Source organism: Bradyrhizobium sp. CAR08, assembly GCF_052871955.1.
Genome location: NZ_JBIXJX010000008.1, coordinates 81,039 through 94,535, shown reverse-complemented (window position 1 = coordinate 94,535; position 13,497 = coordinate 81,039). Strand labels below are relative to the sequence as shown.

At 65.1% G+C, this 13,497-nt stretch carries 10 protein-coding genes and 1 riboswitch; of the genes, 5 read left to right on the top strand and 5 right to left on the bottom strand.

All coding sequences use genetic code 11. From position 1 onward, the window contains the following. Positions 1–58: 58 nt before the first annotated feature. Entirely contained in the window at positions 59–1,258 is a 1,200-nt protein-coding gene (locus ACIPUD_RS18150) for a TrmJ/YjtD family RNA methyltransferase (RefSeq protein WP_247491183.1), read from the bottom strand. Between the two features lie 359 nt (positions 1,259–1,617). On the opposite strand from ACIPUD_RS18150, the gene ACIPUD_RS18145 reads away from it, so the two are divergent. Together ACIPUD_RS18145 and ACIPUD_RS18140 are read left to right on the top strand one after the other, a co-directional pair. Then, positions 1,618–2,832, top strand: a complete 1,215-nt coding sequence (locus ACIPUD_RS18145; protein WP_018456365.1) for an NADP-dependent isocitrate dehydrogenase — start codon at positions 1,618–1,620, stop codon at positions 2,830–2,832. 99 nt (positions 2,833–2,931) lie between these two features. Beyond that, on the top strand, positions 2,932–3,426 hold the full coding sequence (locus ACIPUD_RS18140) for a DUF3455 domain-containing protein (protein WP_247337317.1): 495 nt from the start codon (positions 2,932–2,934) through the stop codon (positions 3,424–3,426). Positions 3,427–3,430: 4 nt separating this feature from the next. Here the strand turns inward: ACIPUD_RS18140 and ACIPUD_RS18135 are convergent, their stop codons facing one another. Together ACIPUD_RS18135 and alaS are read right to left on the bottom strand one after the other, a co-directional pair. Next, a complete protein-coding gene (locus tag ACIPUD_RS18135) occupies positions 3,431–4,657 on the bottom strand; it encodes a cyclic nucleotide-gated ion channel (protein ID WP_446481265.1) in 1,227 nt (408 codons plus the stop codon). 4 nt (positions 4,658–4,661) lie between these two features. Then, positions 4,662–7,355 (bottom strand): alanine--tRNA ligase, encoded by a 2,694-nt coding sequence (alaS, locus tag ACIPUD_RS18130; RefSeq protein WP_446481264.1) that lies wholly within the window; start codon positions 7,353–7,355, stop codon positions 4,662–4,664. Positions 7,356–7,577: 222 nt separating this feature from the next. Continuing rightward, positions 7,578–7,667, top strand: a riboswitch (glycine riboswitch). Positions 7,668–7,826: 159 nt separating this feature from the next. Here alaS and gcvT point away from each other — a divergent pair. The 3 genes from gcvT to gcvP all read left to right on the top strand — a co-directional run bounded on the left by gcvT (position 7,827) and on the right by gcvP (position 12,373). Next, complete coding sequence (gene gcvT, locus ACIPUD_RS18125; RefSeq protein ID WP_446481263.1) at positions 7,827–8,975, top strand: glycine cleavage system aminomethyltransferase GcvT; 1,149 nt, start codon at positions 7,827–7,829, stop codon at positions 8,973–8,975. An 11-nt stretch (positions 8,976–8,986) separates the two neighbouring features. Next, the gene (gene gcvH, locus ACIPUD_RS18120) at positions 8,987–9,355 is read left to right on the top strand and encodes a glycine cleavage system protein GcvH (RefSeq protein ID WP_446481262.1); all 369 of its coding nucleotides are present in this window, start codon (positions 8,987–8,989) and stop codon (positions 9,353–9,355) included. A gap of 153 nt (positions 9,356–9,508) precedes the next feature. Beyond that, positions 9,509–12,373 carry an aminomethyl-transferring glycine dehydrogenase gene (gene gcvP, locus ACIPUD_RS18115; protein WP_446481364.1) on the top strand — a complete coding sequence of 955 codons (2,865 nt, stop codon included), beginning with the start codon at positions 9,509–9,511 and terminating at the stop codon, positions 12,371–12,373. Between the two features lie 133 nt (positions 12,374–12,506). Here the strand turns inward: gcvP and ACIPUD_RS18110 are convergent, their stop codons facing one another. Beyond that, positions 12,507–12,740, bottom strand: coding sequence for a hypothetical protein (locus ACIPUD_RS18110; RefSeq protein WP_446481261.1), 234 nt, complete (start codon positions 12,738–12,740; stop codon positions 12,507–12,509). Beyond that, positions 12,724–13,488 carry a hypothetical protein gene (locus ACIPUD_RS18105; RefSeq protein WP_446481260.1) on the bottom strand — a complete coding sequence of 255 codons (765 nt, stop codon included), beginning with the start codon at positions 13,486–13,488 and terminating at the stop codon, positions 12,724–12,726. Before ACIPUD_RS18105 ends, ACIPUD_RS18110 begins: the two co-directional genes overlap by 17 nt. Positions 13,489–13,497 lie beyond the last annotated feature (9 nt).

The following is a 13,497-nucleotide window of genomic DNA, read 5'->3' as shown; positions in this document are numbered from 1 at the left end:
CGGCCCTGATCGGCCGAGGTGAGCGACAGAGACCATTCGCTCTGCTTCCCGACGTAATCTACACGCTCTCCTCGATCATCCCCTGCAACCGTACCAGCTCCGCCTCGAGATCCCGCTCCACGTCCGCAGCCCGCATCTCGATCACGCGATAATCGCGCGCCTCGAGCCACGCCCGCCGCGACGCGCGATCCGCGACGATCGTCTCGTTCTCGCCCGTGTTCACCAGTTCGATCGCGATCCGGTGCGGGAACGAGACGAAGTCCGGGATATGCCGCCCCACAGGAGTCTGGCGCTTGAACTGGCCTGCGAAGCGGCGGTCGCGTGTAAGGGCCTGCCACAGCAGCCGCTCGGCATCGGTTGGGTTGCGGCGGAGCAGACGGGCGAGGCCGCGCACGGTGGAGCCGCTGTCGGGGACGCCGCCGCCCTGACCGTGCTCGGCCAGAAGCGCACGCAGCCGCGTTGCCTGCTCGCCGTCGAGCACGCCGCCTTTGGCCGGGCCCTTGCGCCCTTCCGCGATCGCCATCACCACCCCATGGAGGGTGTGCATGTCCTGTTTGGTCGGCTCCATCCGGGTGAAGATGTTGCGCAGGTTCACCAGCATGGTGTCGCGCTTCTCGGCCGGGCGCAAAAATTCCACCCGGTCGAGCTCGCGGATCAAATTGTCGAAGAAGGCCTGCATCTGGTGCTGCGAGGCGCGCTCGGAGCGCTCCGGCATGGCGTGCGGCAGCTCGCCGGAGGTCGCCCGCTTGAACCATTCGTAGCCGACCAGCAGCACCGCTTGGGCGAGGTTGAGCGAGGCAAAGCCCGGATTGACCGGGAAGGTAATGATGCGGTTGGCGAGCCCGACCTCCTCATTGGTCAGGCCCCAGCGCTCCCGGCCGAACAGGATACCGGCCTTGCCGCCGGCGGCGGCGTGCCCGGAAATCTCGCTAGCTGCGGCTTCCGGTCCCACCACCGGCTTGGCCTGGTCGTGGGGACGCGCGGTGGTGGCGAACAGCAGGTCGAGGTCGGCGACGGCCTCACCGACCGTGTCAAACAATTCGACCTTGTCCAGAATATAGTCGGCCCCGGCGGCGGCGCGCTGGGCGGCGATGTTGGGCCAGCCGTCGCGAGGGTTGACGATGCGCAATCGGCTCAGCGCGAAATTGCCCATGGCGCGCGCGGCCATGCCGATGTTTTCGCCCAGCTGCGGCTCGACCAGGATCACGATGGGACCGTCGAGGGAAAGGCCCGCCTTGCTCTTGTCAGTCCCGGACATCTCGCTTCGCTTTCACACTGGTTCTCAAGGTCTTGGACAGGCGCTCTTCATGAACTGATTCAAGGCCGGTCCTGACCTGGTCTTGACTTCGGTCTTGGGCCGGCTGCCCGTTCGCCTGTCGTTTGCCTGTCCTGACAAAATTCTCAAGGGAAATAACGGGTTGGATTCGACTTTTGAATCTCGCCTGATACCTCAGCCCGGTCCCCGCGGCAGGGCTGCTCCCGCCCCCCATCTGCGGAGGCTGGATGAGCTAAAAGTGCATAATCCCTTGGCTTTCGCCGGCCGCGTCCCGGTGCTAAGAGGCGGCGGATATTCCCGTGGCGCGCCACAAGCGCCGTTCCCAAGAGGCTTCCCCGATCATGGCAAAAATCAAGGTGTCCAACCCCGTCGTCGAACTCGATGGCGACGAGATGACCCGGATCATCTGGCAGTACATCAAGGACAAGCTGATCAACCCGTTCCTGGATGTCGAGCTGCAATATTTCGACCTGGGAATGGAGTACCGCGACCACACCAACGATCAGGTCACGATCGACGCCGCCGAGGCGATCAAGAAGGTCGGCGTCGGCGTCAAGTGCGCCACCATCACCCCGGACGAAGCCCGGGTGAAGGAGTTCAACCTCAAGCAGATGTGGAAGTCGCCGAACGGCACCATCCGCAACATCCTCGGCGGCGTGATCTTCCGCGAGCCGATCATCTGCAAGAACGTGCCGCGCCTGGTTCCCGGCTGGACCAAGCCGATCATCATCGGCCGCCACGCCTATGGCGACCAGTATCGCGCCACCGACATCAAGTTCCCGGGCAAGGGTACGCTGACGATGAAGTTCGTCGGCGAGGACGGCACCGTCATCGAGAAGGAAGTGTTCAAGACCCCGGGCGCCGGCGTCGCGATGCAGATGTACAATCTCGACGACTCCATCATCGACTTCGCCCGCGCATCGTTGAATTACGGCCTGCTGCGCAACTACCCGGTCTATCTCTCGACCAAGAACACGATCATGAAGGTCTATGACGGCCGCTTCAAGGACATCTTCCAGGACATCTACGAGCGCGAGTTCAAGAAGGAGTTCGACGCCAAGGGCTTGACCTACGAGCACCGCCTGATCGACGACATGGTCGCCTCCGCGCTGAAATGGTCCGGCGGCTATGTCTGGGCCTGTAAGAACTACGACGGCGACGTGCAGTCCGACACGGTGGCGCAGGGCTACGGCTCGCTCGGCCTGATGACCTCGGTCCTCCTCACTCCCGACGGCAAGACGGTGGAAGCCGAAGCCGCCCACGGCACTGTGACCCGCCACTATCGCGAGCACCAGAAGGGCAAGGAGACCTCGACCAACTCGATCGCGTCGATCTTCGCCTGGACCCGCGGCCTGTCGCACCGCGCCAAGCTCGACAACAATGCCGAGCTCGCCAAGTTCGCCAACACCCTGGAGAAGGTCTGCGTCGACACTGTCGAGGAAGGCTACATGACCAAGGACCTCGCGCTCCTGGTCGGCGCCGACCAGCGCTGGCTCTCGACCACCGGCTTCCTCGACAAGGTCGCCGAGAACCTCGGGAAGGCGCTGGCAGCGTAAGCCGTCCGCAATTTCGCCCGACTGGGCCGGACATCATCACGGGCCGCGTCGCAAGCGCGGCCCGTTCGCTTATTTGGACCTTTGCGCGGAGATGCGACCATGTCGATCAAGCTTGCCGTCCCCTGCCTGTTGCTGCTCGCTGGACCGGCTGTGGCCGCCGACCCGCTTCCCGACGCCATCGCCGCGCCCGGCGAGAGCATCGTGCTCAGCGTCCACGCCGAGGGCGCGCAGGTCTATGAATGCAAGGCCGGCACCGACGGCAAGCTCGCCTGGGCTTTTCGTGAACCGATCGCCACCCTGCTCGCCGAGGGCAAGACGATCGGCCGGCACTATGCCGGACCGAACTGGGAGCATGCCGACGGCAGCGCCGTGGCCGCCAAGGCCGCCGGCAATGCGCCGGGTACCACTGCCGCCGACATTCCCTGGCTGAAGCTGGAAGTGACCGCCCACCGCGGCAGCGGCGTCCTCACGCCCGTTACCACGGTTCAGCGCATCAACACCCATGGCGGCAAGCTCGACGGCGCGTGCGACAAGGCCGGCGACTTCAAGAGCGCGCCCTATTCGGCCGACTACGTCTTCCTGAAGAAGGGCTGAGCCCTCAGCGGTCGGTGCCGTCGCGCTCCACCTGCGCCAGCTCCGCCACTGCAAGGTCGCCGCTGCCCTCCAGCCGCGCCTTTGCCGTCTTGTGGACGTGCGCGGCGAGCGTCGGCATGCGTTCGATCAAGGCGTGAAAGTCCTGGGCGTCGAGCACCAGCAGCCGGGTCTTGCGTGTCGCCGTCACCGTGCCGCTGCGTTTTGTCTTATGCAGCAGCGCGATCTCGCCGAAGAACGTGCCATCCGCGAGCCGCACCTGCTGGTTCGGCAGCGCGATCTCGACCTCGCCGGCGGTGATGAAATACATCGACGAGGCCGCATCGCCCCGCCGCACCAGGATCTCGCCCTGCTCGATCGTGCGCGCCCGCAGCAGCCGCATGATGTCGGCGATCTCGGATGCGCTGAGATGCGAGAACAGCGGCACCCGCGCCAGCATGCCCCAGGTGACCACGAAGTCGCGCCGCTTCAGCTCTTCCGCAAAGGCGGTCGAGATGATCGCGACCGGCAGCGCGATCATGGCAAAGCCGCTGATGATGGTGAAGACGGAGATGAATTTACCGAGCGCCGTCACCGGCACGACGTCGCCGTAGCCGACGGTGCCGAGCGTCACGATCGCCCACCACATCGCCTGCGGAATGGTGCCGAGCTTGTCCGGCTGCACGTCGCGCTCGATGGCGTAGAGCAGCGAGGCAAACGTCAGAACCGCGCCGATCAGGATGACGATGCAGCCGATCAGCGCCCGCCGCTCGGCGTGCACGGCCGCGAGCAGCGAGCGCATCGCCGGCGAGTAGCGCACCAGCTTGAAGAACGGCAGCACGCCGAGCGCTGCCAGCGTCGCATGCCGGCCCGTAGCGAGCACGACCGCAGCCGGCAGGAACGCGAGCAGATCGATGATGCCGAGTGCGGAGAAGACATAGCCGAGCCGGTCGGACAGCGCGGACGCCGGGCGCTGGGTATGGCCCGCCACCGTCCACAGCCGCGCCGCATATTCCAGCGCGAACACGATCCCGGACAGGATGGTGATGGCCGCGAACAGCGCGCCGAATTGCGCGTCCAGCTCCGGCACCGAGGCAAGGATCATCGCGATCACGTCGAGCACGATGACGCCAATGATCAGCTGGATGAAGCGCGACCCGACCGAGTAGGCCAGCGGATCGTGCTCCAGCAATTCGTAGAGGCGATCCCTCAGATTGGGATCAGTTGAGCCACGTCCTCGCGGAACGGGGCGCACCTGCTTACGCGCCGGCCGATTTTTGTTCAGCCATGGCTTTTTCGATCGCCGTGAGCGCCGCGGCCGCATTGGTGCCATCAGGGCCGCCGGCCTGCGCCATGTCGGGCCGCCCGCCGCCGCCCTTGCCGCCGAGCGCTTCGGAGGCGACCTTCACCAGATTGACCGCATTGAAACGCGAAGTGAGGTCCGCGGTGACGCCGACCACGACGCCGGCCTTGCCATCCTCGGTGACGCCGACGATAGCGACGACGCCGGAGCCGATCTGCTTCTTGCCGTCGTCGGCAAGGCTCTTGAGATCCTTCATCTCGATGCCCTCGACCGCGCGCGCCATCAGCTTGACGTCGCCGATTTCGCGCACACCTGAGGCCGCGCCGTTGCTCGAAGCTGCACCGCCGCCCATCGCCAGCTTCTTGCGGGCGTCGGAGAGTTCGCGCTCGAGCTTCTTGCGCTCCTCCATCAGAGCGGCAATGCGCGCCGGGACGTCGTCGATCGAGGTGCGCAGCTCGTGGGCCGCGGTCTTCGCCAGCGCCATGGTGTCGTTGGCGTGTTTTCGCGCGTAGTTGCCGGTTAAAGCCTCGATGCGGCGCACGCCGGAGGCGACCGCGCTCTCGCCCGTCAGCGTGATCAGCCCGATGTCGCCGGTCCGCCTGACATGCGTGCCGCCGCAAAGTTCGACCGACCAGCCGGGTGCGTTGGCGCCGCGCTCGCGCGCGGTCCGGCCCATCGAGACGACGCGAACCTCGTCGCCATATTTCTCGCCGAACAGGGCGCGTGCGCCGGCCTCACGGGCCTCGTCCACGCCCATGACGCGGGTCGAGACTTCGTCATTCTCCAGCACCACCTCGTTGGCGATGTCCTCGACGCGCGCGAGCTCTTCCGCCGTGATCGGCTTCGGATGCACGAAGTCAAAACGTAAACGATCCGGCGCGACCATCGAGCCGCGCTGGGCGATGTGGTCGCCGAGCACCTGGCGCAGCGCCTCGTGGATGAGATGGGTCGCCGAATGATGCGCGCGGATCGAAAAGCGCCTGCCGTGATCCACTTCGAGCTGCAGCGCGGTGCCGAGCTTCAGCTCGCCGCTCTCCAATGTGCCGACGTGAACGAAGAAATCACCGAGCTTCTTCTGGGTGTCGGTGACGCGGAACTTGATGCCGCCCTCGCCGGTCAATACGCCGGTGTCGCCGACCTGGCCGCCGGACTCCGCGTAGAACGGCGTCTGGTTCAGCACGATCGCGCCCGTCTCGCCGGCCTTGAGGCTCGTGGCTTCCTTGCCGTCCTTGACCAGCGCAGTCACCACGCCTTCGGCAGTCTCGGTCTCGTAACCCAGGAATTCGGTTGCGCCCAGCTTCTCACGCAGCGGGAACCAGATCGCCTCGGAAGCCGCTTCGCCAGACCCCTTCCAGGACTCGCGCGCCTTGGCCTTCTGACGCTCCATCGCGTCAGTGAAGGAGGCCTGATCGACGCTGATGCCGCGCGACTTCAGCGCGTCCTGCGTCAAATCGAGTGGGAAGCCGTAGGTGTCGTACAGCGTGAAGGCGACGTCGCCGTCGAACATGTCGCCCTTCTTCAAGGACGCGCTCTTCTCGTCGAGAATGGCGAGGCCGCGCGTCAGCGTCTTGCGGAAGCGGGTTTCTTCCAGCCGCAGCGTTTCCTCGATCAGGTTTTCCGCGCGCATCAAATCCGGATAGGCCTGGCCCATCTCGCGCACCAGCGCCCAGACCAGCCGATGCATCAGCGGCTCTTGCGCACCGAGCAGCTGCGCATGGCGCATCGCGCGGCGCATGATCCGGCGCAGCACATAGCCGCGGCCCTCGTTCGAGGGCAGCACGCCGTCGGCGACGAGGAAGGCCGACGAACGCAGATGGTCGGCGATGACGCGGAACGAGGCCACGGTCTTCTCGTCCGGTCCGCTTCCCAGAGCCGACGCGGTCGCGTCGATCAAATGACGGAACAGGTCGGTCTCGAACACGCTGTCGACGCCCTGCATGATGCAGGCCATGCGCTCCAGCCCCATGCCGGTGTCGATCGAGGGACGCGGCAGCGCCACGCGCTCCTCCTTCGTGACCTGCTCATACTGCATGAAGACGAGATTCCAGAATTCGAGGAAGCGATCGCCATCCTCCTCAGGCGAGCCCGGAGGCCCGCCCCAGATGTGCTCGCCGCGATCGATGAAGATCTCCGAGCACGGCCCGCACGGCCCGGTGTCGCCCATCGCCCAGAAATTGTCCGAGGTCGGGATGCGGATGATGCGGTCCTCGGAGAAGCCCGCGATCTTCTTCCACAGCCCGGCCGCCTCGTCGTCGGTGTGGTAGACCGTGACGAGCAGCTTGTCTTTCTTGAGCCCGAATTCCTTCGTGATCAGCGTCCAGGCCAGCTCGATCGCGCGCTCCTTGAAATAGTCGCCGAAGGAGAAGTTGCCGAGCATCTCGAAGAAGGTGAGATGGCGCGCGGTGTAGCCGACATTGTCGAGGTCATTGTGCTTGCCGCCGGCGCGCACGCATTTCTGCGAGGTGGTGGCGCGCTGATAGGGCCGCTTCTCGACGCCGGTGAAGACGTTCTTGAACTGCACCATGCCGGCATTGGTGAACATCAACGTCGGATCGTTGCGCGGCACCAATGGCGAGGACGACACGATCTCGTGGCCGTTCTCGGCAAAGAAATTCAGAAAGGTCGACCTGATCTCGTTGACGCCGCTCATGTTCATCCAATCGGGTGTGCTTGCACCCGCCTTCCAGCCATCCAAACCGCAAGTTTGGGCTGATATCTGCGGGCCAATGCGCTTTTAGACAAGGCCAGCTTCGCTGTCCAGAAACTGTGCAGCCAGATCAAGGCGTTGCCGCAGTCGCGTAATCCGTTGGAAAGCCGCCGATGCCGCGTTGACAGGCTTGGCCGGCCTGTGGTCTTTACCTATCTGTATCGTACGGCCACGTCGGGAGAGACCGGCAATGGTAGCCGGCGCCGAAGGAGCAACCGCCCCGGAAACTCTCAGGCAAAAGGACCGCGTGGCTTTGACAGCATCTGGAAAGAGGCGCCGACGGGCCAAGACCTTTTAAAGGGTAGGTTCGGACAGCGTCCGCCGACGGGATAATACTCTCAGGCACAGCGACAGATGGGGCTTCGACTGGTGTCCACGGGAAATCGTTCCCGGGGAACCGCCGAGGGCCCCCCGATGCTTGCACGTGACGACGAAGATTCTCTGAAACGTACCCCCCTTTACGATCTTCATGTCTCGCTCGGCGGCAAGATGGTGCCGTTCGCGGGCTATGACATGCCCGTGCAATATTTGGCCGGAGTCCTGAAGGAGCACCTTCATACCCGCAACGCAGCCGGCCTGTTCGATGTGTCCCACATGGGCCAGATCGCACTCAGGCCGAAATCCGGCAAGGTCGAGGACGCCGCCCGCGCGCTGGAACGGCTGGTGCCGCAGGATATCTTGGCGATCGCGCCGGGCCGGCAGCGCTACGCCCAGTTCACCAATGCCGAGGGCGGGATTCTGGACGATCTGATGGTCGCCAATTTCGGCGATCACCTCTTCCTGGTCGTCAACGCCGCCTGCAAGGCCGAGGACGAGGCGCATCTGCGCGCGAATCTCTCGGACGATTGCGTCATCGAGCAGCTGACTGACCGCGCGCTGATCGCGCTGCAGGGGCCGAAGGCGGAATCGGCGCTGGCGAAATTGTGTGCAGAAGCACCCGCCATGAAATTCATGGATTCCGGCCCGCACAGGGTTGCCGGCCTCGACTGCTTCGTCTCGCGCTCAGGCTATACCGGCGAGGACGGCTTTGAGATTTCGGTTCCTGCCGGCGATGCCAAACGGCTCGCCAGGGCCCTGCTGGACAATCCGGACGTCATGCCGATCGGGCTCGGCGCCCGTGACAGCCTGCGGCTCGAGGCCGGGCTTTGTCTTTACGGCCACGACATCGACACCGCGACCACGCCGGTCGAGGCCGCACTGGAATGGTCGGTGCAGAAGAGCCGCCGCACCGGCGGCGCGCGTGCCGGGGGCTTCCCCGGCGCGGCAAAGATTCTCGCCCATTTCGACCATGGCGCATCCCGCCGCCGCGTCGGCCTGCGCACCGAGGGCCGCGCGCCGGTGCGCGAAGGCGCGCTGCTGTTTGCGGATGCGACCTCCGCCGAGCCGATCGGAAAGGTCACCTCGGGCGGTTTCGGCCCGAGCCTGAATGCGCCGGTCGCGATGGGCTATGTGCCGACAGCATCGAGCGCGATCGACACAAAACTCTTCGCCGAGGTGCGCGGCCAACGCCTGGCCGTGCAAATCGCCGCCATGCCCTTCGTGAAAAACACCTACAAACGCTGAGGACTGAGAAAATGACCACGACGCTGTACACTTCCGACCACGAATGGCTCGCGATCGACGGCGATGTCGCCACCGTCGGGATCACCGACTACGCGCAGTCGCAGCTCGGCGATGTCGTGTTCGTCGAATTGCCCAAGCTCGGCCGCACGCTGAAGAAGGCGGAACCCGCCGCCGTCGTGGAGTCCGTCAAGGCCGCCTCGGATGTCTACGCGCCTGTTAGCGGCGAGGTGCTCGAGACCAACCCCGAGCTTGCGAGCGAGCCCGCGCTGGTGAACTCGGATGCGCAAGGCGCGGCCTGGTTCTTCAAGATCAAGATTGCTGACAAGAGCGAGCTCGGCGGTCTCATGGACGAAGCGGCGTACAAGGCCCACACGGCGTGAGATGATGCAGACCCAATCGATCGTCATGCCCCGCGAAGGCGGGGCATCCAGTAGCCACCGGCAGCACGGATTGAACCGAGAAGCCGCGGCGTACTGGATCGTCCGCCTTCGCGGACGATGACGACGACAGATGACCTAGAGCGAGGACCCATGATGACCGCGCACCGCAAATCCAATGGCGATACCACCAGCTTCGTTCGCCGCCACATCGGCCCCTCCGCGCGCGACGTCACCGCGATGCTCGAGGCCGTCGGCGCAAACAGCGTCGACGCGCTGATGGCGCAGACGCTGCCGGCCTCGATCCGGCAGACGACTCCACTCGATCTCGGCAAGCCCCTGAGCGAGACCGAGGCGATCTCGCATATGGCCGAACTCGCCGCCCAGAACCAGGTCTTCACCTCGCTGATCGGCCAGGGCTATTCCGGCACGATCTTGCCCGCGGTGATCCAGCGCAACATCTTGGAGAACCCGGCCTGGTACACGGCCTACACGCCCTACCAGCCCGAGATCAGCCAGGGCCGGCTGGAGGCGCTGCTCAACTTCCAGACCATGATCTGCGACCTCACCGGGCTCGACGTCGCCAACGCCTCGCTGCTCGACGAAGCCACGGCTGCCGCCGAAGCGATGGCGCTCGCGGAGCGGCACTCACGGGTCGAAGCAAAGGCCTTCTTCGTCGACAAGGACGTGCATCCACAGACGCTCGCCGTGATGCGCACCCGCGCGGAGCCCCTGGGCTGGACCCTGGTCGTCGGCGATCCCCTCACCGATCTCGACAAGACGGACGTGCTTGGCGCGCTGCTGCAATATCCGGGAACGTCGGGCGCTGTGCGCGACCTCAGGCCCACGATCGCCAGCCTGAAGGCCAAGGGCGCGCTCGCGATCATCGCCGCCGATCTGCTGGCGCTGACACTGCTCGCCTCGCCCGGCGAGCTCGGCGCGGACATCGCCATCGGCTCGGCGCAACGTTTTGGCGTGCCGATGGGTTATGGCGGGCCGCACGCGGCCTACATGGCGGTGCGCGATGCGCTCAAGCGTTCGCTACCCGGCCGCATCGTCGGCCTCTCCGTGGATTCGCGCGGAATGCCGGCCTATCGCCTCGCGCTGCAGACCCGCGAGCAGCACATCCGCCGCGAGAAGGCGACCTCCAACATCTGCACCGCGCAGGTGCTGCTCGCCGTGATCGCCTCGATGTATGCGGTCTATCACGGCCCCGAAGGCCTTTCGCAGATCGCGCGCAATGTGCATCGCCGCGCCGCGGTGCTGGCGGCCGGCCTGCGCAAGCTCGGCTTTGCGCTGCAGTCCGACAGTTTCTTCGACACGCTCAGCGTGGATGCAGGTGGCAAACGCGCCGAGATCGTCGCGCGCGCCTCTGCCGAGAAGATTAATCTCGGTATTGGTGAGAGCGCTCTGCGCATCGCGCTCGACGAGACCACCACGCCAGCGACAGTGGAAGCAGTCTGGCGCGCCTTCGGCGGGCAGCTTGCATACGCCGAGATCGACGCCACCACGCGCGAGGCGCTGCCGGAGGCGCTCAAGCGCGCGACCTCTTTCCTCACCCACCCCGTTTTCCATGCGCATCGCTCGGAGACCGAGATGCTGCGCTACATGCGCAAGCTCAGCGACCGCGACCTCGCGCTCGACCGCGCGATGATCCCGCTCGGCTCGTGCACCATGAAGCTGAACGCGACCACCGAGATGATGCCGCTGACCTGGCCGGAATTCGGCAGCCTGCATCCGTTCGCCCCGCCTGAGCAGGCGAAGGGCTACTACGCGCTGTTCGCGCGGCTGGAAAAATGGCTGTGCGACATCACCGGCTATGACGCGATCTCGCTGCAGCCGAACTCGGGCGCGCAAGGCGAATATGCCGGGCTGCTCGCGATCCGCGGCTATCACGCGGCGCGTGGCGAGACGCATCGCAAGATCTGCCTGATCCCCTCCTCCGCGCACGGCACCAACCCGGCCTCGGCCGCGATGGTCGGCATGGACGTGGTGGTGGTCGCCTGCGAGAAGAACGGCGACGTCGACGTCAATGATCTCCGCGCCAAGGCCGAGAAGCATTCGAACGACCTCGCCGCGGTCATGATCACCTATCCCTCGACCCATGGCGTGTTCGAGGAGCACATTCGCGAGATCTGCGACATCGTGCATGGCCATGGCGGCCAGGTTTATCTCGACGGCGCCAACCTCAACGCGCAGGTCGGCCTGAGCAGGCCCGGCGACTACGGCGCCGATGTCAGCCATCTCAATCTGCACAAGACCTTCTGCATTCCGCATGGCGGCGGCGGCCCGGGCATGGGCCCGATCGGCGTCAAGGCGCACCTTAAGCCGTTCCTGCCCGGTCATCCCGCGACGGATGGGAAAGCGCCCGTGGGGCCGGTCTCGGCCGCGCCGTTCGGCTCGGCTTCGATCCTCACCATCTCCTACATCTACATTCTGATGATGGGCGGCGAAGGCCTCAAGCGCGCCACCGAGATCGCGATCCTCAACGCCAACTACGTCGCAGCAAGGCTCGATGCGCACTTCCCGGTTCTCTACAAGAACGAAAAGGGCCACGTCGCGCACGAGTGTATCGTCGATCCCCGCGCGCTGAAGGCGACCTCAGGCGTCACCGTCGACGACATCGCCAAGCGCCTGATCGATTACGGCTTCCATGCGCCCACCATGAGTTTTCCGGTGCCGGGCACGCTGATGATCGAGCCGACCGAGTCGGAATCCAAGGCGGAGCTGGATCGCTTCTGCGATGCCATGATCGCGATCCGGAAGGAAATCGCCGAGGTCGAAGCAGACCGCTTCAAGATCGAGGCGTCGCCGCTGCGTCATGCCCCACACACCGTGCATGACATCGCGGACGACGATTGGAAGCGCGCCTACACCCGCGCCGAGGGCTGCTTCCCCGCAGGCACCTCGCGCACCGACAAATACTGGAGCCCGGTGGGGCGCGTCGACAACGTCTATGGCGACCGCAATCTGGTGTGCTCGTGCCCGCCCGTGAGCGATTACGCGGAGGCGGCGGAGTAACCGTTTTGTAGGGTGGGTTAGCCACCGGCTGCGCGAAGCGCAGTCGCTGGCGTAACCCACCACTTCTGTCTCTGGCGAAATGGAAGAGGTGGGCTACACTTCGCTGACCCACCCTCCGGCACGGAACACGCATTTAGGGCGCAACCAACGAGCGGGCCTCGGCGTCCCACCGCCAGAGACGCTCGTTGGTCAGGTGAGTGCCGCCCCACCAGCGATCAATCCGGTTGTGCCGGCGAAAATTCTGGTCGCCTCCCAGCACCGCCTTGCCGAACTCGGTCAGCGACAATTGCGACCGCTTGTACCGATCGAAGCGACTTGAATCGTCGTGCATCTCTATTGAAAACAGACCTTCATCCAGTCCCGCCACGGCCGGCCTCTCGCACCGCGAGCAGCGCTCCAACTTCCCAATAACCATACACATCCAGCTCGTTGCACTTCTGATGGCCCGGAAAGACATCGAAAGGCTGCATGCCGCCTCGCGCGATGAGCTGGAGTATTCGCGCTTCCGTGGCTCCAAGGCCTGAGGCGGGGCGCGGAAGTTCGTTGAGGAGAGCCCTCACATGATGGGCGAGGTGTGGCAGCCAGCTCAAATCGGTCTTGAAGAGATCCCGCCACCTTTGCGGGGCCAACGCACGATAGGCCCGCCATGCACGCTTGGCCGATTTGAGTTGACGAGGTGTGATCGCAACAGCCGGCGGGTAGAGTTCGCTTCGCGGTGGGTCGACATCCCTGACACCCAAGAACAGGGAGCGCACGACAAAGTCGGGATTTGCATCGTGTTGGCGGCCCCAATGATCGAGCAGCCAGAGCAGGATCAATTGCGCATTTGGCTCCGGCCCTCGCCAAAACTCGACCGAGTCATATTCCGCGAGCAGTTCAATCAGTCCTCGATCCTTCACGCCTGATTCCTCGAGACGCCAGGACGGCGTATCGTCGAGCCAGTGAAGCCCGCGGGGCTGTGTCGTACGCGGCGCAAAGAATGCGTCCAGCTCTGCATCGGCTGGCAACGGTCCCCAGACCAGCCGGCGCTCGATGGCAATCACGAGGTCGGCAAGGTCCGCCTGTTGAATAGCGCCGGCGATGGACGAGTCGGTCGTGACAATGAGCCGCGTCATGCCGTGGCC